This is a genomic window from Subtercola boreus, from assembly GCF_003399635.1.
Classification (GTDB): domain Bacteria; phylum Actinomycetota; class Actinomycetes; order Actinomycetales; family Microbacteriaceae; genus Subtercola; species Subtercola boreus_B.
Map to the genome: position 1 here is coordinate 62,897 of NZ_NBXB01000042.1, position 19,329 is coordinate 82,225.

Annotated in this window: 19 protein-coding genes; 11 read left to right on the forward strand and 8 right to left on the reverse strand. The window is 68.4% G+C overall.

Features of this window, described 5'->3' with window-relative positions:
• The first annotated feature begins 22 nt into the window (after positions 1-22).
• The gene (locus B7R22_RS16170) at positions 23-823 is read left to right on the forward strand and encodes an HAD-IIA family hydrolase (RefSeq protein ID WP_116281672.1); all 801 of its coding nucleotides are present in this window, start codon (positions 23-25) and stop codon (positions 821-823) included.
• Positions 824-875: 52 nt separating this feature from the next.
• Here B7R22_RS16170 and B7R22_RS16175 read toward each other — a convergent pair whose 3' ends face one another.
• From B7R22_RS16175 to pyrE, 4 genes are all read right to left on the reverse strand, one after another.
• Positions 876-2,666: a leucine-rich repeat domain-containing protein gene (locus tag B7R22_RS16175; RefSeq protein ID WP_172582485.1), complete on the reverse strand. Its 1,791-nt coding sequence runs from the start codon at positions 2,664-2,666 to the stop codon at positions 876-878.
• Between the two features lie 91 nt (positions 2,667-2,757).
• Positions 2,758-4,713 (reverse strand): DUF2207 family protein, encoded by a 1,956-nt coding sequence (locus B7R22_RS16180; RefSeq protein ID WP_147305425.1) that lies wholly within the window; start codon positions 4,711-4,713, stop codon positions 2,758-2,760.
• A gap of 53 nt (positions 4,714-4,766) precedes the next feature.
• Positions 4,767-5,405, reverse strand: a complete 639-nt coding sequence (locus B7R22_RS16185; RefSeq protein ID WP_116412727.1) for a septum formation family protein — start codon at positions 5,403-5,405, stop codon at positions 4,767-4,769.
• A 52-nt stretch (positions 5,406-5,457) separates the two neighbouring features.
• Positions 5,458-6,006 (reverse strand): orotate phosphoribosyltransferase, encoded by a 549-nt coding sequence (pyrE, locus tag B7R22_RS16190; protein WP_116412728.1) that lies wholly within the window; start codon positions 6,004-6,006, stop codon positions 5,458-5,460.
• Positions 6,007-6,374: 368 nt separating this feature from the next.
• On the opposite strand from pyrE, the gene B7R22_RS16195 reads away from it, so the two are divergent.
• On the forward strand, positions 6,375-7,214 hold the full coding sequence (locus B7R22_RS16195) for an exodeoxyribonuclease III (RefSeq protein ID WP_116412729.1): 840 nt from the start codon (positions 6,375-6,377) through the stop codon (positions 7,212-7,214).
• Between the two features lie 133 nt (positions 7,215-7,347).
• Here B7R22_RS16195 and B7R22_RS16200 read toward each other — a convergent pair whose 3' ends face one another.
• Both B7R22_RS16200 and B7R22_RS19550 read right to left on the reverse strand, forming a co-directional pair.
• Entirely contained in the window at positions 7,348-7,716 is a 369-nt protein-coding gene (locus B7R22_RS16200; RefSeq protein ID WP_116412730.1) for an AEC family transporter, read from the reverse strand.
• A 31-nt stretch (positions 7,717-7,747) separates the two neighbouring features.
• The gene (locus tag B7R22_RS19550; protein WP_216363498.1) at positions 7,748-10,018 is read right to left on the reverse strand and encodes an acyltransferase family protein; all 2,271 of its coding nucleotides are present in this window, start codon (positions 10,016-10,018) and stop codon (positions 7,748-7,750) included.
• A gap of 113 nt (positions 10,019-10,131) precedes the next feature.
• Here B7R22_RS19550 and B7R22_RS16210 point away from each other — a divergent pair, with 113 nt between their 5' ends.
• The 4 genes from B7R22_RS16210 (at position 10,132) to B7R22_RS16225 (ending at position 13,157) form a co-directional block, all read left to right on the forward strand.
• Positions 10,132-10,578: a YdeI/OmpD-associated family protein gene (locus B7R22_RS16210; RefSeq protein WP_116412731.1), complete on the forward strand. Its 447-nt coding sequence runs from the start codon at positions 10,132-10,134 to the stop codon at positions 10,576-10,578.
• Positions 10,579-10,582: 4 nt separating this feature from the next.
• Positions 10,583-10,996, forward strand: coding sequence for a nuclear transport factor 2 family protein (locus B7R22_RS16215; protein WP_172582487.1), 414 nt, complete (start codon positions 10,583-10,585; stop codon positions 10,994-10,996).
• Entirely contained in the window at positions 10,993-11,415 is a 423-nt protein-coding gene (locus B7R22_RS16220; protein ID WP_116412732.1) for a hypothetical protein, read from the forward strand. Before B7R22_RS16215 ends, B7R22_RS16220 begins: the two co-directional genes overlap by 4 nt.
• 308 nt (positions 11,416-11,723) lie before the next feature.
• Entirely contained in the window at positions 11,724-13,157 is a 1,434-nt protein-coding gene (locus B7R22_RS16225; protein WP_116412733.1) for a DUF6421 family protein, read from the forward strand.
• A gap of 54 nt (positions 13,158-13,211) precedes the next feature.
• On the opposite strand, the gene B7R22_RS19320 is transcribed toward B7R22_RS16225, so the two are convergent.
• Positions 13,212-13,382 carry a hypothetical protein gene (locus tag B7R22_RS19320; protein WP_172582489.1) on the reverse strand — a complete coding sequence of 57 codons (171 nt, stop codon included), beginning with the start codon at positions 13,380-13,382 and terminating at the stop codon, positions 13,212-13,214.
• A gap of 106 nt (positions 13,383-13,488) precedes the next feature.
• On the opposite strand from B7R22_RS19320, the gene B7R22_RS16230 reads away from it, so the two are divergent.
• Positions 13,489-14,559 carry a threonine aldolase family protein gene (locus B7R22_RS16230; protein ID WP_116412816.1) on the forward strand — a complete coding sequence of 357 codons (1,071 nt, stop codon included), beginning with the start codon at positions 13,489-13,491 and terminating at the stop codon, positions 14,557-14,559.
• Between the two features lie 111 nt (positions 14,560-14,670).
• Entirely contained in the window at positions 14,671-15,264 is a 594-nt protein-coding gene (locus tag B7R22_RS16235) for a nitroreductase family protein (RefSeq protein ID WP_116412817.1), read from the forward strand.
• A gap of 12 nt (positions 15,265-15,276) precedes the next feature.
• On the opposite strand, the gene B7R22_RS16240 is transcribed toward B7R22_RS16235, so the two are convergent.
• On the reverse strand, positions 15,277-15,717 hold the full coding sequence (locus tag B7R22_RS16240) for a MarR family winged helix-turn-helix transcriptional regulator (RefSeq protein ID WP_172582491.1): 441 nt from the start codon (positions 15,715-15,717) through the stop codon (positions 15,277-15,279).
• 176 nt (positions 15,718-15,893) lie between these two features.
• On the opposite strand from B7R22_RS16240, the gene B7R22_RS16245 reads away from it, so the two are divergent.
• The 3 genes from B7R22_RS16245 to B7R22_RS19325 are packed head-to-tail and all read left to right on the forward strand — an operon-like array spanning position 15,894 to position 19,314.
• Complete coding sequence (locus B7R22_RS16245; protein ID WP_116412735.1) at positions 15,894-16,733, forward strand: bacteriorhodopsin-like; 840 nt, start codon at positions 15,894-15,896, stop codon at positions 16,731-16,733.
• Between the two features lie 3 nt (positions 16,734-16,736).
• Positions 16,737-18,128: a lycopene cyclase family protein gene (locus B7R22_RS16250; RefSeq protein ID WP_116412736.1), complete on the forward strand. Its 1,392-nt coding sequence runs from the start codon at positions 16,737-16,739 to the stop codon at positions 18,126-18,128.
• Positions 18,115-19,314, forward strand: coding sequence for a Brp/Blh family beta-carotene 15,15'-dioxygenase (locus tag B7R22_RS19325; RefSeq protein WP_172582493.1), 1,200 nt, complete (start codon positions 18,115-18,117; stop codon positions 19,312-19,314). The genes B7R22_RS16250 and B7R22_RS19325 overlap by 14 nt, the downstream gene beginning before the upstream one ends.
• The last annotated feature ends 15 nt before the right edge of the window (positions 19,315-19,329 follow it).

A 19,329-nucleotide genomic window follows, 5' to 3' on the forward strand; every position in this document is an offset into this window, starting at 1 on the left:
GCTGAGCACCAGGAGGAGCACCATGTCCCGTCGTGATGAAATCGAATGCTGGCTGACCGACATGGACGGCGTGCTCGTCCATGAGAACCAGGCCCTCCCGGGTGCCGCCGAGCTGCTGCAGCAGTGGCGCGACGAGGGCAAGCCGTACCTCGTTCTGACGAACAACTCGATGTTCACCCCGCGCGACCTGAGCGCTCGCCTCCTCGCCTCGGGACTCACCGTGCCCGAAGAGTCGATCTGGACCTCGGCCCTCGCCACAGCCGCCTTCCTGAAGTCGCAGCAGCCGGGCGGTTCGGCGTTCGTCATCGGCGAGGCCGGCATAACGACGGCGCTCCATGAGGCGGGCTTCATCCTCACCGACACGAACCCCGACTACGTGGTGGTCGGAGAGACCCGCAATTACTCCTTCGAGGCGATCACCCGTGCCATCCGGCTCATCCAGGCCGGGGCGCGCTTCATCGTGACGAATCCCGACGCGACCGGGCCGAGCGCCGAGGGCCCGCTTCCCGCAACAGGAGCCGTGGCGGCGCTGATCACGAAGGCGTGCGGCAAGGAGCCTTACGTGGTCGGCAAGCCAAACCCGATGATGTTCCGCTCTGCCCTGAACAAGATCGGCGCGCACTCGGAGAACACCGGCATGATCGGCGACCGCATGGACACCGACGTCGTCGCGGGCATCGAGGCGGGGCTGCACACCATCCTCGTGCTCACCGGCATCAGCGACCAGGCGGAGATCGCCCGGTACCCGTTCCGGCCCGACGAGATCCTGAAGGGCGTCTACGAGCTGCTCTCGCCGGAGCCCGTCGAATCCGACGAGGAGTAACCGGCACCGTTCCCTTCGGCGACCGCCCCCGTGACTTCGGCCCGCGCTCCCGTCACTTCGGGACGCCCGCTCTCGCGCTGGTTCTCGAAACCGTGGCGAAACCCGGCCTGCTCCCTGTCACCGTGACGGTGATGGCCTTGCCGAGGTCTGCTGTGGGCACCGTGTGGGTCGCACCCACGGCACCCGTGATGGCCACTCCGTCGCGATTCCACTGGTACGAATAGGAGACGGGGGCGGGAGTCCACGTTCCGGGCACCGCCGTCAGTACCTTCCCGAGGGCGACGGAGCCGGAGATCGTCGGCGTGCCCGGCGCGATCACCCCTCCCGTCACGAGTGCGGTCGCAGCGCTCGTCTTCACCACGGTGGCGTAGCCGGCCTTCGTTCCGGTCACTCTCACGGTGATAGTCGACCCCGCATCGGCGTTCTTCACCGTGTAGGTCGACGCCGTGGCACCGGCGATTGTCACCCCGCCGCCCAGCCACTGGTAGGCCAGGTTCACCGTGGCCGGTGCCCAGGCTCCCGAGTTCGCAGTGAGCGTCAGTGCAACCTTCGCCGTGCCGGAGATGGTCGGCACGGGCGTCGCTGTCAGCGTGAGGCCCGCGACAGCCGCGGTCTGGGCGCTCTCCTTCGTCGCCGTGGCGTACGACGCTTTCGTGCCGGTGACCGCCACACTCATCTTCGTGCCGACATCCGCGCTGCCGAGTGTGTAGGTGGGGTTCGTCGCTCCGCCAACGGGAACTCCCTCACGCTTCCACTGGTACGAGAGCGCCACGGGCGCCGGCCCCCACGTGCCGGGTGCGGCCGTGAGCACCTGCAGGTTGGCGGCCGTTCCCGAGACGGTCGGAGTCGGCGCCGTCAGGGCGCCCCTCGTGATGACCTGGGTGAAGCGGCCACTGAACGAGATCACGTTGCCGGCCGGCCGCGTCACCGTCTCGGCCCAGACCAGCTGGCCGACTCCGTTCGAACGCCACACGAAGCCTCCGGGCGCCATGACCCCACACGCCTGCGAATCGCTCGCGAGCAGGACTCCGAGGGGATCGAGCGTCACGCTTCGCACCGACGGCGTGGTGGAGGCAACATCGACTGCGATCGTCGGGAGCGGCACCGACTGGTTCCGCAGCTCGACCTCCGCCTTCAGCGAGCCCAACGGCACAGCGGAGGTCACCCGGTTGTAGCCCAGATCGAGCCGGGTCAGCTGGGTCAGCCGCGAGGCGAACTGCACGTCGGTCAGGAGATTGAATGACAGGTTGACCTCCCGCAGTACTGCACCCCCCGCGAACGCAGCCGCAGCCGCGATCGCATTGTGTGACAGGTCCACGGCGTCGAGGTCGTTGAGTGTCGACAGGCTGCCAACCGACGTGATCGAGTTGAACGATGCACTGACTGTCTGCAGACTCTGGAGACCATTGAGGACGGCGATGCTCTGCAGCCTGTTGTATCGCACATCGAGGTTCTCGAGCTCGGAGAGCCCCGCCAGGGGCGAGAGGTCGGCCAGGTCGTTCTCAGACAGGTCGAGCTTCTTCAGCGAGGTGAGGGCCGCGAGCGACGGGAGCGAGGCGATCGTGTTCCGGCCCAGTCGAAGCGCCGTCAGTGACGTCGCCCGGCCGAGCGGCGTGACGTCGACGATCTCCTTGCCCTCGCACTCGAGAGTCGTCAGACTCTGCAGCTCTGCAAGCGTCACCTCCGGCGCGGAACTGCCGAGCGTCTGCTGCACGCACAGCTTCAGTCTCGCGTCGGCGAACGGCACCACCGGACTGGCTGCGTGAGCCGTCTGGGAAGAGCCGAAGACGCCGAGCAGGACGACCGCGACGGCCGCGAAGCGGACGGTGAACCGAGAAAACATGAGACCCCCGTTGAAAATGTGATGAAACATCCTCAGCTTAAAGCCCCTGCTCTCCACCCGCAAGAGCATCATGAGAACGTGTCACATATTCTCAGACGCCGGACGTGCCGCCGCCTCCACCACCACCGCCCGAGAACCCGCCACCGCCGGATCCACCCGACGAACTGCTCGATGTGCTTGCAGCCAAGGACGAACTCACCGAGCTCGAGAGCGAACCGATGCTGGAGGCGAAGAGCACCGCGTTGAAGGTTCCGACATTGCCGCCGTACCAGTCGGGCTGGGTGCCGAGTCTCTCGTAGTAGGTGCCGAGCACCTCGGACCACTCCTTCTCGAGGTCGAGCAGCACGGCGTAGGGCAACAGCTTCTCGTAGATGCGCACGACCTGGCCCCCGTCGGGCGCATTCACCTGCGTCTTCTGGGCGCCCTCCGGGCTCTGGAGCATCTCGAACCGGTCCTTCTCCGCTAACCGGATATACAGCTTCAGCCCCTCGATGTAGTCCCGGAGCTCCGCTCCCTTCGCCGTGAGCGGATTGCGGAAGCCGGCGAAGAAGACGACCACGACCGACACCACAGCGATCGCGAACAGCAGGTACGGCCATCCTGCGCCGTAGTCCGCGCCGACGGCCGCTCCGCCCGTGATGAATGCGGCGACCGCGGCGATGATGACACCGGCCAGGCAGAGCCAGCTCACCACGGTCACGCCGGTTCGCACGTACCCGTCGATCACGGTGCCCTTGCGGGCCGACGTCATCAGCCCGCTGATCCCCCGCGCCAGTGCCGTGTCGCGCTTCTCGAGCTGCTTCCACGCGCCGGAGACGAGTGGATCCCCGAACAGCTCCTTCGCGAGCGCGAGTTCGGTGGGATCGAGGCCCGCGGGGGTGATGAAGCGCAGCCAGTAGCCGGGCGACCCGCGGCCCTCCGAGGGCTGCTCGACGATCTGGATGTTCCGGCGAACCGCGAGATCCACGAAGGCGGCCGCGGGGCCCCTCTGCGGATGCTTTGCGATGACCGACGCGAGCAGGAGGTTCACACCCCGGGGCGGCGTGTACTCGGCGATGATCGTGGGCCTGCCCGGGGCATCCCGCAGCCGGCTGACTCGGTTGACGATCGCCAGCACCGCGAGCAGCCCGGCAACGATCGTGAGGATCAGTGACGCGATCGCTGCGCCGGAGGCGAAGAACGAGTTGTCGCGGGCGGTGAAGGTGCCGGGGGTGAACCCGAGCACGACCGAGACGTTCTCGAGGGCGGCCAACCGCTGCGGTTGGGTGGTGAAGACCGTGCCGCCGCCCGACTCGGGTGTCGACGTGAGATCGCACCGGTTCGTCGATCCGTCCGGCCCGTAGTAGCAGGCCGTCGACCCGTTCAGGCTCGAGGTGAGGTCGGCGGGCACGTGCACCGAGGCGGTCGCGCTGGCCGTGGGCTGCTTCGCGGCGGTGCCGATGGTGTCCCAGTAGAACTCGTCGTCGTCCGTGTCGGCGAAGTAGTCGGTGACATACTTCCGGGTGAAGGTGAGTACGTAGGTCTGCTGCCCGCGAACGTAGTCGTCGCCGGCGAGGGTCACGAGCAGAAGCCCGTTTTCGGAGTCTGTCGAGTATGGCCGTGACTGGCCGGAGCCATCAGTGACCGAGACGAGGGTGAGGTCGGTCGGATGCCCGCGGTACTTCTCGGGGATCGCCCTGATGAACCCGCGGTTGCGATCGACATCGGGGAACTGGGCATCGAACGTCTCGACAGTCGTGAGGGTGGAGTGCCCATCCGCGTCACGGGCGAGCGTGTAGTCGCCGTTGAAGCTGTTGAACGTGAAGTCGTCGAGGTCTCCGGCTGCCGCGCGGACGTCGCCCCGCGAGTCGGAGGCGAGCGTCGATGCGGTGGCCGACGCCGCAGTGGCCGCGGTACCCGTTGCACCCGTCGCCGCCGTCGATGCGGCAGCCGCTGCCGCTCCGCCGGTCGTTCCCGCGAGCGCGGGTGCGACGACCAGGCCCACGAGAAGGAGCCCCCCGAGCATCCACTGCCCGAAGGTGCGCCGGAACGCCTGTCGCCTGTTCACGCCGAAGCCTCGCATTCTGAGCATCTGTCGCGTTCGACGCCCGCCCTCCGAACCTACCCGGTGACGGCGGGCGGGGCAAAGCTGCCCACGAGCAGCAGCGAGCTCGACCGGCTGACGAAACAGGAGTAGTTGCGCTGGCCGGCCTGCCACTGCGCCGCCGTCACGGGGTAGCTCGCCTGCCAGACGACATCCGGATACGCACCGAGCAGTGCAGCGGTGAAGGTGCCGTTCTGCTGGCAGAGCAGGTTGAGGTCCTGGGCGATGGCGCTCTGGCCGGGATACGCCTGCGCAGGGTCGGCGCCCAGCGTCCCCAGACTCACGACCTGGGCGCCGTGGGGCGTCGCGCAGTCGACGACAGTGAACCGCTGCTGCCACGCAGAGATGTACGACGTGATGCACTCGCCGCCTCGCAGCTGGAACCATTCGAAGGTCCCGGCGAGCTGCGGCCCCGAGGTCGATGTGGGCAGAGGAGTCGGCGTGGGGGTCGGCGTCTGAGTCGGTGCCGCGCTCCCCGCCGGAGGCGTCAGCGCTGCGGGCGGGTTCAGGATGCCCGGCAGCTGTGTTCCGGCAAGGAACAGCGCCGCCAGCAGGACCACCACCAGCGCTCCGAGCACCGCCGGCCGCCACCGCGTTCGCCGCGGGCGGGATTCCGGGGCGTGCCGGTGCCGCGCGGCATCCGGAGCACCACTCATGCCGGCCGCCTCATGACGTTCCGTTCAGTCCAGCCCGAGACGCCCGGCCGGATCAGCTCAGACCGAGGTCGTCGAGGCCGATAGCGTAGAAGTAGGGGTACCCCGCCGACTCGATGCGCGCCCGCGCCTCGGTGTTGCGGTCGACGACCACGGCGACGCCGACGACGATCGCGCCCACCTTCTCCAGCGCCTCGATGGCTTTCAGCGGCGAACCGCCCGTGGTGGACGTGTCTTCGAGCACCACGACGCGCTTGCCCTCGAGATCGGGGCCCTCGACCTGCTTGCCGCGGCCGTGGTCCTTCGGCTCCTTGCGCACGACGAACGCGTCGTAGGTCAGCCCGCGGGCCGCACCCTGGTGCAGGATGGCTGCGGCAACCGGATCGGCGCCCATCGTGAGGCCGCCGACGGCGAACACGTCGGGGATCTCCGCGATCACATCGAGCATGACCTGGCCGATCAGCGGGGCGACGCGGTGGTCGAGGCTGACCTTTCGGAGGTCGACGTAGTAGGTCGCCTTCTTTCCACTGGTGAGCGTGAAGTCGCCGTGGAACACGGCTTCGTCGGAGATGAACTTGATGAGCTGGTCGCGGGCGTCGGTCACCCCGCCAGTCTAGGTTCGCCGCCGCCCCTGCGGCGAACAGCGGCAGAGGCACGGGCGCCGCCGTTCTGGCGCCGACCGACGCCTGCCGTGGCGAGCGCGGTCGCCACGGCACTCCGACCCCGCGGGGTTCGCCGCGGGGGCGTCGCCCACCCACGCCACCCCGCGGGGGCGTCGCCCACCCACGCCACCCCGCGTCCGCATCACCCACCCACCCACCCACCGAGGCCACCCCGCGTCCGCGTCACCCGAGGGTCCCAAATCGTCCCAATCACGGCCCTATGGAGCAGTTTCGGCCCCTTCGACGGCACGCCCCCGCCCGCGCGCAGCCGCGGAAGTCGAAACAGGCACAGCTCGAATAGGCTGGGGGGATGCGTGTTGCCACCTGGAATGTGAACTCGATCAGGGCCCGCGTCGGCCGCGTCACCGATTGGCTGGTGCGCGAGGAGATCGACGTGCTCGCCATGCAGGAGATCAAGTGCCGAGAGTCGCAGTTCCCGTTCGAACCGTTCACGGCTGCCGGGTACGACGTCGAGCTGCACGGCCTCAACCAGTGGAACGGCGTCGCCTTCGCCAGCCGCCTCCCGATGGAAGACCTCACCGTGGGCTTCGAGGGTGTGCCCGGCTTCGGCAAGCCCGACGAGAACGGCGCGCTTCCCACGGAGGCACGCGCGCTGGGTGTCACGGTCGACGGCGTGCGGCTCTCGAGCCTCTACGTTCCGAACGGCAGGGAGCTCGACAATCCGCATTACGACTACAAGCTCGCCTGGCTGAAGCAGCTGGCGGCTGACACACGTGCCTGGATGGCCGAACATCCGACGACTCCGCTCGCCCTGATGGGCGACTGGAACATCGCACCCCTCGACACCGACGTGTGGGACCTCGCAGCCTTCGAAGGCTCGACCCACGTCTCGGTGCCCGAGCGAGCCGCCTTCGCCGAGTTCGAGCAGCTGGGCCTCAGCGATGTCGTGCGCCCGCTCGTGCCGACCGGGTACACCTACTGGGACTACAAGCAGCTGCGCTTCCCCCGGAACGAAGGCATGCGCATCGACTTCATCATGGGTTCGCCCGCGTTCCAGTCGCTGGTTCAGGATGCCCGGATCGACCGCAACGAACGAAAGGGTGACGCACCGAGCGACCATGTTCCCGTGGTGGTCGACCTCGTCCTCGAGCCGGAGGACGACGACGACCGCCCGATGATCTTCGGGTGAGACCGCGGCCGCGCGCGGGGTGATGGGGGGGCGGTCAGTGACTGAAGAGCACCTTCAGGGCGACGATCACGAGGCTCACCGCCCGACCTCCTCAGCCAGCGGGGCAGGCGCGGGGCACGGGGCGGTGTCGGCGTCACCCTCTCACGCTACCAAGCGCGCCGCGGCACCCACCGCAGCGCGTCAGCCCGCCGCCGTACGACGAACCGGCCGCGCCGATGACCGTCTCGGCGAGCGGACGCCGGAACAGGACCCTCGATACCACCAGGTAGAGGCCGGCCGACACCGCGACGGAGACGACCGTGACGACAAGGAACGACGAGAAGATCACGCTCAGGTCTGCCCGGGCGATGACGGTGAAGAGAAGGCACGGGCTCGCCACGAAGAACACGAACCGGTTCAGCGACGTGGGCGCATTCGCCGGAAGGATGCCCGACCGCTGCACCGCGTAGCCGACGGGGATGACGAATCCGATGATCGCGAATCCGACCAGTACTCCCCCCACCCGTCAGCCCTTCCCGCCCGGCCGAGGTCGCTCAGCGCGTGAGGGCCGCGAGGACCACGGCTCTGAAGTACGGTGCCAGCGTCATGGCGAAGGTGTTGGTGAGGTGGTCCTGGTCGCGGTAGACATTGGCGCCACCGATCACCGCGAGGCAGTCTTCTGCCGTGCAGAACGTGTCCGAGAAGTCGAGCAGCGTGACGTTCTGGCCGGCTGCCGACGCCGCGGCAGCCGCGATCGCGACCGGCGGATCGGCGACCAGGCCGTCTGACCGGGGCTCGACGCAGTCGCCGGCACTCCCCGCGCGCAGGCACTTGTTCGGATCATCCGACCACGACGGATTGTCGACCATCGTGATGACCGGCGTGCCGAGCGACGTGACCTGGTTCCAGGCCGCGCTGAAGCCGGCGGCGAGCGCCTGCCCCTCCGTCGACGTTCCGGGGGCGGCCTCGTCGGCGAGCGACGCGGTGAACACCGCGTCGTACGGCTGCGCCGACGCGAGCTCCGCGGTGAGGTTCGAGCGCCAGGTGTTGCAGGAGACCGAGAAGGCATCGGCACCCGTCATCGCCTCGGTGTTCCAGGTGCAGCCGCCCTTGATGTAGGTGGTGAGCGCCCAGCCGTTCTGTTCGGCGAGCTGGATGAACGGGCCGAGCACCTGGTACGCGTGGCTGTCGCCGATGAGCGCGAAGCGTTTCGCCGAGGGTTCACTCGACCCGAAGTGGCAGGCGGAGAGCGTGGAGTCGTTCAGCGTGACGAGGCACTCCGGGTGCGCGGGGCGGTCGGCGTTGCCGAAACCGGGCGACGGGATGATCGTGTCGGCCAGTGCCGGATCGGGGCAGGCCGAGGTGGCAGCGTCCGCTGCGACACCGCCGGTGGCCGCGGCGCCAGTGGTCGGGTCGGCGGTGGTCGCCAGGGCGCCGGTGACGACCGGGTCGGGGCCTTCCGCCGCGCCGAAGCAGTCGGGCAGGTTCGCCACGGTGCTCGCCAGCTCACTCGCCGCTCTGTCGTACTTCGGCTGCTGCACCACAGAGACACCACCGATGACAAGGCTCGCCACGGCCATCCCCGCCACCATGAAGGCGAAGCTGACGCGCGGCTTGCGCTTCGTCCAAAAGCTCCATCGGCGGGTGGGGTCTTCGACGAACGTCTTGGTGAGCCACGCGAGCAGGAAGCAGATCGCCAGGAGAGCGATGCGGTTGTAGATCGACAGGCCCCAGCCGGGCACGAATGGTGCGACGACGATCAGCGGCCAGTGCCAGAGGTAGAGCGAGTAGGAGATGTCGCCGATGAAACGGGGCACACGGCTGCCCAGCACGCTGGCAGCGTCGAGCCGCCGGGTGGCACGGTGCGAGACGATGATGGCCGCGGTGCCGAGAACGGGCACCAGTGCCGCGTACCCCGGGAACGGCGTGTTGCGGTCGAAGACGAATCCGGCGCCGACGACGGCGACGATGCCCGCGTAACCCAGCAGGTTGCTCTGCCAGACGCGCGCGGGTCGGAATCTCGGCAGCAGGGCGAGCAGCGCACCGACCCCGAACTCCCACACCCGCGTGTAGGTGACGAAGTAGGCCGACGCGGGGTCGTTCTTCGTGAACACGACCGACAGCACGAAGGAGGCCACGGTGGCCAGCAGCACAAGCACGATCATCGCGTTCCACCGGGCCTGCCCGACGGCCGGGCCGCCCTGGGCGATGCCCTCGGCCAGGCCTCGCGCGCCGGACCGGGAGCCGTCGCCACCCGCACCACGGGCAGCCCGCCGCTTCGCGAACCGTCGCACTCCGAACGCCGATGCCGCCAGCAGCAGGATCGGCCAGACGAGGTAGAACTGCTCCTCGAGCGAGAGCGACCAGTAGTGCTGCACGAGCGAGGCGTCGTTCGAGGCGGCGAGGTAGTCCACCGAGTTCGCCGCGAGCGCCCAGTTCTCGACGTAGAAGGCACTCGCCAGGATCTCGCGCACGTTCTCGGCGAGCGCACTGAGGGGCATGATCGTCAGCGTCATCACCGCGCTGAACAGCAGCACCAGCAGCGCGGCGGGCAGCAGCCGCCGCACCCGCTTCGCCCAGAACGTGGGCAGCCGGATCCGGTCGGTGCGTTCGAGCTCGCGGGAGAGCTGCTGGGTGATCAGGAAGCCCGAGATGACGAAGAACACGTCGACACCGATGTACCCGCCCGTGAGCCGGCCGGGCCAGAAGTGGTAGATGACCACCAGCAGCACGGCGATGGCACGCAGCCCCTGGATGTGCGGGAGGAAGTGCGCGGAGACGCCTGCTTCTCGGGCAGCCGTGCTGCTGGTGTGCGCCTCGTTCATATGGCCCCATGCTACTTTGCGGCCTCTGGGCAGCGCCTCCACAGCTCGGTAACGGTGGAGAACTTGGGCAGACACCGTGGCTGTGGACGAGCAGAACCTGCATACTCCTTGATATGAGGTTTCGAACGACTCTCTTCGAGAGTGGAAAGTCCGCCACCGGCATCGTCGTGCCCCAGGACGTCTACGAATCGCTCGGAACCGCGAAGAAGCACGCCGTTGCCGTGACCATCAACGACTTCACCTACCGCAGCACCGTGACGCCCTACCGCGGCGAGATCATGCTCCCGGTGAGCGCGGCCGTACGGAAGGGTTCTGGCATCGCTCCCGGCGACGAGTTCGAGGTCGACATCGTGCTCGACGACCAGCCCCGCGAGGTGGTCGTGCCTGCAGACCTGCAGGCGGCCCTCAACGCCACTCCCGACGCGGCAGCGTTCTTCGAGACTCTCTCGTACAGCAACAGACGCCGCTTCACCGTTCCGCTCGACGAAGCGAAGACGGCCGAGACACGCCAGCGACGCCTGGAGAAGGCGATCGAGAACCTGACGATCGGAAAGCTCTAGCCTCGTGCCCGACGACACCGAACCCCGGTCATCCGGAATCACCGACTGGATCGCGCGCTACCGCGCCGCCTGGGAGTCGAACGAACCCGACGACATCCGCGCGCTCTTCACCCCCGATGCCGACTACCGCACCGAGCCGTACAGCCCTGCCTGGCACGGCCACGACGAGATCGTCGACGGCTGGCTCGCCGCCCAGGACGCCCCCGCGTCGACGACGTTCAGCTGGCAGATCCTGCGCGCTCCCGACGCCTACCTTCCCGACGACATCGCGATGGTGCAGGCGACGACCGTCTACGTGGACGGCCCGACCTACAGCAACCTGTGGCTGGTCAGGCTGGCACCGGATGACCGTGCGAGCGAATTCACGGAGTGGTGGATGGAGCAGCCCGACGCGGAACCGCAGGGGCGATCCGAATGACGACAGACGGGATCGGCGAGCCGGTCTTCGGCCGTAAGGACCGCGGTTCGGGCAAACTCGGCGACTACGGCTATGACATGCGCCCGAAGAACGCCCGGGTGAGGCTGCAACTGGCCGGCAGCGACCCCTTCCAGCAGGAGATCGCCGATGTGCTGGCACAGGGCGTCAATGAACTGCAGGTGTTCATCCCCCGGCGTTCGGCCGAGGAGGAACGAATGGATGCGCCCGTCGCCGTGCGCTTCTTCGTCGACTCGCGCATGACGCCGGTCGTGGGATTCATCCCCCGCGGGCTCGAAGCCGTGGCTCTCGACACGCTCTCCCGACTGGAGGCCGCCGGGCGGTCGCCCCGCATCCCCGCCGCCATCGTGAAGTCCCGCGCGGGGCTCCGCGTCGACCTGCTGCTCGGCCAGACGCGCTGACTCCTGACCCGCTGAAGCGGACCCGCCGCGCGCGGGCCCACGCGCGCATGGCAGTGTGCCGTGATTCAGGCAGCGGCAGCCGGCGTCCACCCTAGGAACTCCGAACCCCGCCGTGCCTGAATAAGCGCATGCGACGGCGCCACTCGGCAGCGTCAGGAGCGAACCTGTGCGCAAATATCCGCCGCCGAGCCCCGATCTGCGCGCAATAGTGGCTGCAACCTGCGGATACCGTGGCGCGAATCTGCTTAGGCTCACTGCTGAGCTGACCGGCTCGACACCACTCTCCCCCTCAGCGAACGGAGGTTCTCATGTCCAAGCCAGCGCTCCTCACCACCGCGGCCCGTGACGCCGTCATCGGCGAGCCGGAGGTCGTCGAAGACCTCCGCGCGCACCCCGCACGTCTCCCCGCCGACGCCCGACCGCACTGGGTCGCCCTCCGAACCGCGGTCACGGGCATCCAGAGCCTGCAGCTGGCCGACGGCTCGGCCGACCCCGCAGCCGATCGCCGAGAACTGCACGCGCTCGTCGAAACTGTCACCGGCGCCCTCCGGATGCTCGTGCACGAGTTCCCGCACGACGCCGGCTACCTCGCCGCCGCTGCCGACGACTTCGAGCGCTGGACAGCAGGCGACTTCGGCGTGCCCGACTTCCTCGACTCGCTGAACGCCTTCCAGCCTCAGCAGCACCGGATCGACGGCCTGCAGCACATCGTCGTGTTCCCGATGTACACGCAGAACGGCAGCACCGAGCGGCTGTTCGAGGCCGTCGCCGTCGAGGTGGTCTGGCCCGAGTTCGTGGCGACGCTGGAGGCGACGGACTATTCGAACGCCCTGTTCGTGCCGATCCGGTTTCTCGACTTCACGGCCGGGTACGACACGAATTCGGCCGTGCTGTTCCCCGAGACGATCGCGATGCGCACCGTTCCGACGTTCACCTGGGGTGCGATCTTCGCCGATCGCGAGGCTGCGCGCTTCCGGCTGGTGGTGAAGGCCGCAGCAGAGACGACCCGCCTCGAACTCCCGGCCGACGCCGAGGTGCTGCTCGGCGACCAGCACCTCGCCGAAGAGACCTTTGTGATGTGGGACCTGATCCATGACCGCACGCACATGCGCGGTGACCTGCCGTTCGACCCGTTCATGATCAAGCAGCGCATGCCGTTCTTCCTCTATTCACTCGAGGAGCTGCGGTGCGATCTCACCGCGTTCCGGGAGGCCGTGCGCATCGAGCGGGAGGGGCTCTACTCGCCCAAGACGGTCGAGACGGCGAAGCGCGTGCAGTACGCGATCATCTTCGACCGCACCTTCCGGTTCGCCATCACGGGCTCGCGCGTGCGCAACTACGACGGGGTCGGTGGGCAACTGCTGTTCGCCTGGCTCCACCAGCGCCGCGTGTTGCACTGGACAGACACCCGCCTCACCATCGACTGGCCCCACGTCGCCGACGCGGTGATCGCGCTCGGCGAGTCGATCGACGACCTCTACTGGCGCTCGATCGACCGGCCGAAGACCGCGCACTGGCTGGCTGCCTATGCGCTGGTGTCCTCGACACTCACCCCGAACCCGGCGTCAGTGTGGGCGAAGGGTGCGGATGCCCTGCCGCTCGACGGGCCACCGCGAGGCCTCACCGATGCGGTTCTGGCCGACGAGTTCCCGCTGTCGATGTTCTACGAGGCACTCGCCAAGAAGATGGTCGGGGTGATCGATTCGACGAAGGGCCTGACGGGCGCGTCCGCGGTCGCGTGAGGCGGGCGGCCCGGGTGGGGATGCCCGGGCGCTCCCCCGGGCCTGCCCCGCCCCTCACCCGCCCGGGGTCGACAGCGGTAGCGCAGGGATGTCGCGGGGCGGCGCGCTCGGGCTGAAGACCGCCCCCGGAATCACCTGCGCCACCACCAGGTAGATCACCAGGGCGATCGCCGCGAGCACGATCATCGACACCGCGATGAAGACCAGCGTCCTGAAATTCTGCATGCGCCCTCCCACCCCCGACGCCGCCCGGCGCCTCCTCAAGAACTATGCCCGATCTTCCGCCCGTCCGACCACCCGCGCTGCCGCAGTGCGCGAAACTGGAGCTGTGATGAACTTCGACCCCGCCCTCCGCCTGCACGACCCCGCACTCCGCGGTTTCGCCTCCGACAACTACGCCGGGGTGCATCCGCTGATGCTCGAAGCGATCGCCGCGGCGAACGAGGGCCACCAGATCGCCTACGGCGAAGACCTTTACACCGCGCGGCTGCAGCAGGTGATGAAGGAGCACTTCGGCGAAGCGGCGGAGGCGTTCCCTGTCTTCAACGGCACCGGCGCGAACGTGCTCAGCCTGCAGTCCATGCTGCCCCGCTGGGGCGCCGTCGTGTGCACGGCGACCGCCCACATCCACACCGACGAGAACGCGGCCCCCGAGCGGATCGGCGGGCTGAAGCTCCTCACCGTCGAGACGCCCGACGGCAAACTCACCCCCGAGCTGGTCGACCGGGAGGCCTGGGGCTGGGGCGACGAGCACCGCGCCCAGCCGCTCGCGGTCTCCATCACGCAGAGCACCGAGCTCGGCACGCTCTACACGGTCGACGAGGTGCGGGCGATCGCCGAGCACGCACACGCCCACGGCATGCGGCTGCACATGGACGGAGCCCGCCTCTCCAACGCGGCCGCTGCTCTCGGTGTGCCGCTCCGCGCCTTCACGACGGATGCCGGGGTCGACGTTCTCTCCTACGGCGGCACCAAGAACGGCCTGCTCTACGGCGAGGCCGTCGTGGTGCTGAACCCTGAAGCATCCGAGGGCCTCAGCTACCTCCGCAAGATGGACATGCAGCTCTCGAGCAAGATGCGTTTCGTCTCGGCGCAGCTCGTCGCGCTGCTCGAGTCGGGGCTCTGGCTCGAATCCGCGTCGCACGCGAACGCCATGGCTGCGCGGCTCCGCGCTGCGGTCGAACGGATGCCCGGGGTGACGCTCACGCGCCCCACGCAGGCGAACGCGGTGTTCGCCATCCTGCCGCCCGGGGTGGCCGACAAGCTGCGTGAGGCGTTCCGCTTCTACGACTGGGACAACGCGACCGGCGAGGTGCGCTGGATGTGCTCGTTCGACACGACCGAAGCCGATGTGGATGCGTTCGCGATGGCGCTCAAGAGGCTGCTCACCACGCACGGTTGAGCCGAGGACATGCGAACGCATGGAATGCGGGCACGGTACGGTGGGTTGCAGTACCTGAAGGACAATGGCGCCCTGACGCAGATCCGTTCGACCAATCATCCAGGAGCCACCATGACCCTCACCGACACCACCACCGCGCGCAACGCCGACACCAGCGCGCCGATCCTCGACGTTCTCGCCGGGCGCTGGAGCCCGCGCTCCTTCGACGGGGCCGCCGAGGTCAGCGAGACGGCACTCACCAGCGCACTGGAGGCGGCACGCTGGTCGGCTTCGGCTTCGAACACCCAGCCGTGGAAGTTCATCGTCGGCCGCCGCGGAACGCCCACGTTCGACCTGATCAACGAGAACCTGATGGGCTTCAACCAGGTCTGGACGCCGAACGCCAGCGTGCTGATCGTGAACGTCGCCGAGGTCGTCGACGAAGACGGCAAGCCGCGTCGCTGGGGCACCTACGACCTCGGCCAGGCCGTCGCGAACCTCACTGTGCAGGCCCACGCCGACGGGCTGCACGTGCACCAGATGGGCGGCATCGAGGTGGAGGGGCTCCGCGCCGCCTTCGATCTCGGCGAGCGCTGGGAGCCGGTCACGGTCACCGCACTCGGGGTCGTGGCACCGGCCGAGAACCTGGCCGACGAGAAGACCCGCGCCCGCGAGGTTGCCCCGCGCGTGCGCAAGCCGATGGCGGAGATCGTCGACGGCCTCTGACCCAGCGCCGATCTACTCCCGGATCGACTCCGTCATGTGACGGAGGGCGGCCGTCGTCGCGGCGAGTTCCTGCTCGTCGATGCCTTCGACCGCCCTCTCGAGCATTGAGGCGAGCCCGGAGTGCATCGAGCGCATCACCGTGTGCCCGGCGGGAGACAGCGTGAGGTAGAGACTCCGGCGATCGTTGGGGTGGGCTTCACGCTGGAGGAGCCCGGCGGCGATGAGGCGGTCGGAGAGGCCTGTGATGGCGCCATTGGTGACGCGGAGCTGATCTGCGAGCTGCTTGGGGCGCAGGCTCCCCGCTTCGGCGATCATGAAGAGTGCGCGGAACTCGATGCTGCTGAGGCCGTGCTCCTCGGCCGAACGCACCCTTCGCGCTTCCATTGCCCGAATGAAGGGGATGGCCGCTCCAGTGATCCCGGTCAGCTCGTAGCTCGCACTCTCGTCGGGCATCCATCTCTCCAGCCGGTCGGTCTCACTCACACGTCTCTGTCCGGCGCCAAAGCATACCCGATCAAGATCCGTTATGGCAGCCATACATTTGATGCACTAAATGTTTTAGTGTCTCAATCACATGGCCGAAGCCACAGCACCCAGCTGGCGACGCGGCCCTCCGATGGAGGATTCCAGTGATTCCCGACACCCTGTCGAATGGGCAGTTCGAAACCGTCTACAACTTCCTGTCACTCGTGATCGCCTCACAGCTGTTCACGGCTGTGTTCCTGCTCATCTCGCTACCGCGCATCCTCCCCCGCTACCGGCAGGCCATCACGGTCGCGATCATCGTCTGCGGCATCGCCGCGTACCACTACTTCCGCATCTTCGACTCGTTCAAGGGCGCCTTCGTCACCGACTCGGTGGGCGGTACCGGCACCTACACCCAGGCGGTGGGAGAGGGATTCAACGAGGGCTACCGGTACGTCGACTGGCTGCTCACCGTTCCGCTTCTGCTCGTGGAACTGATCGCCGTGCTCGCGCTCACCCGCAAGATCCAGTCGAAACTCCTCATCCGCCTGGTTCCCGCCGCGGCCCTGATGATCGCCCTCGGCTACCCCGGCGAGATCAGCGGCGACAACGGCCTCCGTGGTCTCTTCGGCATCCTGTCGACCATCCCGTTCGCCTACATCCTGTTCGTGCTCTTCACCCAGCTCAGCAAATCGCTCGTGAACCAGCCCGCCGGGGTGCGGGGAACACTCGGACGCCTCCGCTTCCTGTTGCTGCTGAGCTGGGGCGTGTATCCGATCGCCTACCTCCTGCCCCTGCTGAACATCGCGGGATCCGATGCGTGGGTGGCCAAGCAGGTCGGCTATTCCGTCGCGGACATCGTGGCCAAGGCGGTCTATGCGCTGATCATCTTCCATGTCGCGAGGATCAAGTCGTACGATGACGACCACGATTTCGCCGCGGTCGAGACCTCCCGTGACGAGGTCGCCGACGAGCTCCGCGCACCTCGGGGAACGGCGCGCTGAGCCATGCCGCTCTCCTCGACGACAGTCCGCCTGCCACGAGGGGCTGTCATCGAGGTTCCCGCTTCCCTCCTCGAGGGGAGTCCCGGGCACGGCGAGGCCCCCACTTCGGTCTACGACGTGGTCATTCTGGGCGCCGGATGCGCGGGCCTGTCCGCCGCGGTGGCGATGCTGGATGCCGGGTCGACCGGCCCGATTCTGCTCATCGACTCCCGCACCGAGTACCGGGACGACCGCACCTGGTGCTTCTGGGATGTGGAACCGACCCCGTTCAGTCACCTCGCCCGGAGCCGAATCACCACCTGGGAGGTCCGCGCCCCCGGCGGCAGCGGTTCCCGAGGCAGCGGCTCCCGCAGTAGCGGCTCCAACGGTTCCCGCGGCAGCGCCTCGCCGGCGGTCTCGGCACGGGCATCCGCTCCAGCGACCGCCTACCTCAGCCTGGCCGCCAACGACTTCTACGGCGCCGCCCTGGACCGCCTCGCCGCGTCGGGCACCGTGCGCCTGCTCCTCGGCGAGCCGGCCCTGGGCTGGCTCGAATCCCCCACGGAGGTCACGGTCACGACGGCCTCCCGGCTCATCCGGGCGAAGCAGCTGGTCGATGCCCGGGGGCTCCGGATGCCCGTGGCGGAGTCGCAGCAACCCGAGCGGCCCGCGCCGCCGGGCGGCATCCGAGCACGGAACCGCCGCCGGGAGACCTGGCTGCCCCAGGCGTTCGCCGGCCTGCACATCGTCACCGAGCATCCGGTCTTCGACCCCGGATCGTGCCTCCTGATGGACTTCACCGTCGACCAGAGGTGCGGGCTGCGATTCATGTACGTCGTTCCGGTGAGTTCGACCGAAGCCCTGGTGGAGCACGTCTTCCTCACCGAGACCACCCTCAGCGAGGCCGGGTTCATCGCCGGAATCGACCTGTACCTCGCCCGCGAATTCGGCCTCGAACCGCGCGACTACCGCGTTCTCGCGACCGAGCGGGGGTGCATCCCGATGACCGACAGCGTCTTCAGGGACCGCCCCTCCCCCCGGGTCACGCTTCTCGGAACCCGGGGCGGGGCGACCCGTCCGAGTACGGGCTACACCTTCCTCCGCATCCAGCGTTCGTGCCGCTCGCTCGCCCAGCGCCTGGTGCGGGGGACGGATGTCGCGGGCCTCGCCGACCCGCCGGCCCGATCCCTGCTCGACGCGATCTTCCTGCGGTTCCTGGCTGACCATCCCGAGCATGCTCCACTGGTGTTCCATCGCATGTTCGATAGGGTCGAACCGTCTGCGCTGGTGCGGTTCCTCTCCGAGCAGAGCGATTGGCGAGACAACGCGCGCCTCATCCTCGCATTGCCGAAAGGCCGGTTCCTGGCCGCGGCCGCCGCCGTTCTGCTGGGCCGGGTGGGCCATGCCCGGCACTGATATCGCGATCTGGCGTCTGGCCCGACAGCGGCTGTTCCTCCCGGTCACAGTGCTGTTTGTAGGCGTCTCCGTCGTCTGCCTGGCCGGGGTGCGCATCCCCGAGGCGCTTCAGTACGTGCCGTTCGCCGTAGGGATGGTGGTTCTCGGCCTGCCACACGGAGCACTCGACCACCTCGTACCCGCCCGACTCGCCTCGCGGCCGGCGACACTCCGCCGCATCGCACCGGTCGTCGCCCTGTACGGCCTGCTCGGAACAGCGGTGCTGGGGCCGTGGTGGGCTGCCCCCGGGGTCGCCTTCCTCTTCTTCATCGGCCTGACCTGGCTTCACTGGGGCCAGGGAGACCTGTATGTCGAAGGCCAGAGGTTCGGGCATCCGGGCGGCAGCGAGCGGCCCGCGCGTGCCGGGGCGACCGAACCCGCCGCGCGTGCCGGGGCCACCGCCATGCTTGTGCTGCGGGGCGCGCTGCCGATGGTCGTGCCCCTCATCGCCTTCCCCCAGGTGTACCTCGCGGTGGCGGCGAGCGCCACGGGCGTCTTCGCTCCAGGCGGCGGGAGTGGAGCCGAGAGCGGCGGCGGGAGTGGCGGCGGTGGCGGCGGCACCGGGAACGCCACCTTGATCTCGGATGCCGCGGCCGCCCTCACCTCGACCGGGGGCCGCATCGGTCTGGCACTGGGCGTCGGTGCGCTGATCGCCGCCACGATCATCCTGAACCGCTCCGCGAGGCTGGTGCGGCCGACCGTGGAGACGATCGTGCTCGTGCTGTTCTTCGCCACCGTGCCGCCGGTGCTCGCCCTAGGCCTCTACTTCTGCCTGTGGCACTCGCTCCGGCACGTGGTGCGGCTCTGCCTTCTCGACCCGGAACTGCGGAGTCCACTGCGGCAGGCACGTTACGGGCTGGTGTTCTTGCGATTCACCCGGCAGGCCGCGCCGGTGACGCTCATCGCCCTCGTCATCCTGGTGAGTCTCTTCTTCTCGGTACCGCACGCCGGCACTGATCTGCCGTCTCTGCTCGGGCTGTATCTGGTGCTGATCTCTGCGCGCACAGCTCCGCACGTGGTGATCGTCGCCGTCATGGACCGGGTGCAGGCACGTCCGTCGACCCAGGCCCGAGAGTCTCCCGTCTCCGCAGCCGCAATCACGCCCGCACCCGCACCCGCACCGGCACCGGCGCCGGCGCCGGAATGAGCATCCTGGATGACG

Coding starts and splice junctions, on each gene's coding strand:
- B7R22_RS16250 (WP_116412736.1), top strand. CDS start 16,737: ATGCCGCTCTCCTCGACGACAGTCCGCCTGCCACGAGGGGCTGTCATC.
- B7R22_RS16210 (WP_116412731.1), top strand. CDS start 10,132: ATGAGGTTTCGAACGACTCTCTTCGAGAGTGGAAAGTCCGCCACCGGC.
- B7R22_RS16195 (WP_116412729.1), top strand. CDS start 6,375: ATGCGTGTTGCCACCTGGAATGTGAACTCGATCAGGGCCCGCGTCGGC.
- B7R22_RS19550 (WP_216363498.1), bottom strand. CDS start 10,018: ATGAACGAGGCGCACACCAGCAGCACGGCTGCCCGAGAAGCAGGCGTC.
- B7R22_RS16175 (WP_172582485.1), bottom strand. CDS start 2,666: ATGTTTTCTCGGTTCACCGTCCGCTTCGCGGCCGTCGCGGTCGTCCTG.
- B7R22_RS16185 (WP_116412727.1), bottom strand. CDS start 5,405: ATGAGTGGTGCTCCGGATGCCGCGCGGCACCGGCACGCCCCGGAATCC.
- B7R22_RS16170 (WP_116281672.1), top strand. CDS start 23: ATGTCCCGTCGTGATGAAATCGAATGCTGGCTGACCGACATGGACGGC.
- B7R22_RS16225 (WP_116412733.1), top strand. CDS start 11,724: ATGTCCAAGCCAGCGCTCCTCACCACCGCGGCCCGTGACGCCGTCATC.
- B7R22_RS19325 (WP_172582493.1), top strand. CDS start 18,115: ATGCCCGGCACTGATATCGCGATCTGGCGTCTGGCCCGACAGCGGCTG.
- B7R22_RS16240 (WP_172582491.1), bottom strand. CDS start 15,717: ATGCCCGACGAGAGTGCGAGCTACGAGCTGACCGGGATCACTGGAGCG.
- B7R22_RS19320 (WP_172582489.1), bottom strand. CDS start 13,382: ATGCAGAATTTCAGGACGCTGGTCTTCATCGCGGTGTCGATGATCGTG.
- B7R22_RS16220 (WP_116412732.1), top strand. CDS start 10,993: ATGACGACAGACGGGATCGGCGAGCCGGTCTTCGGCCGTAAGGACCGC.
- B7R22_RS16230 (WP_116412816.1), top strand. CDS start 13,489: ATGAACTTCGACCCCGCCCTCCGCCTGCACGACCCCGCACTCCGCGGT.
- B7R22_RS16235 (WP_116412817.1), top strand. CDS start 14,671: ATGACCCTCACCGACACCACCACCGCGCGCAACGCCGACACCAGCGCG.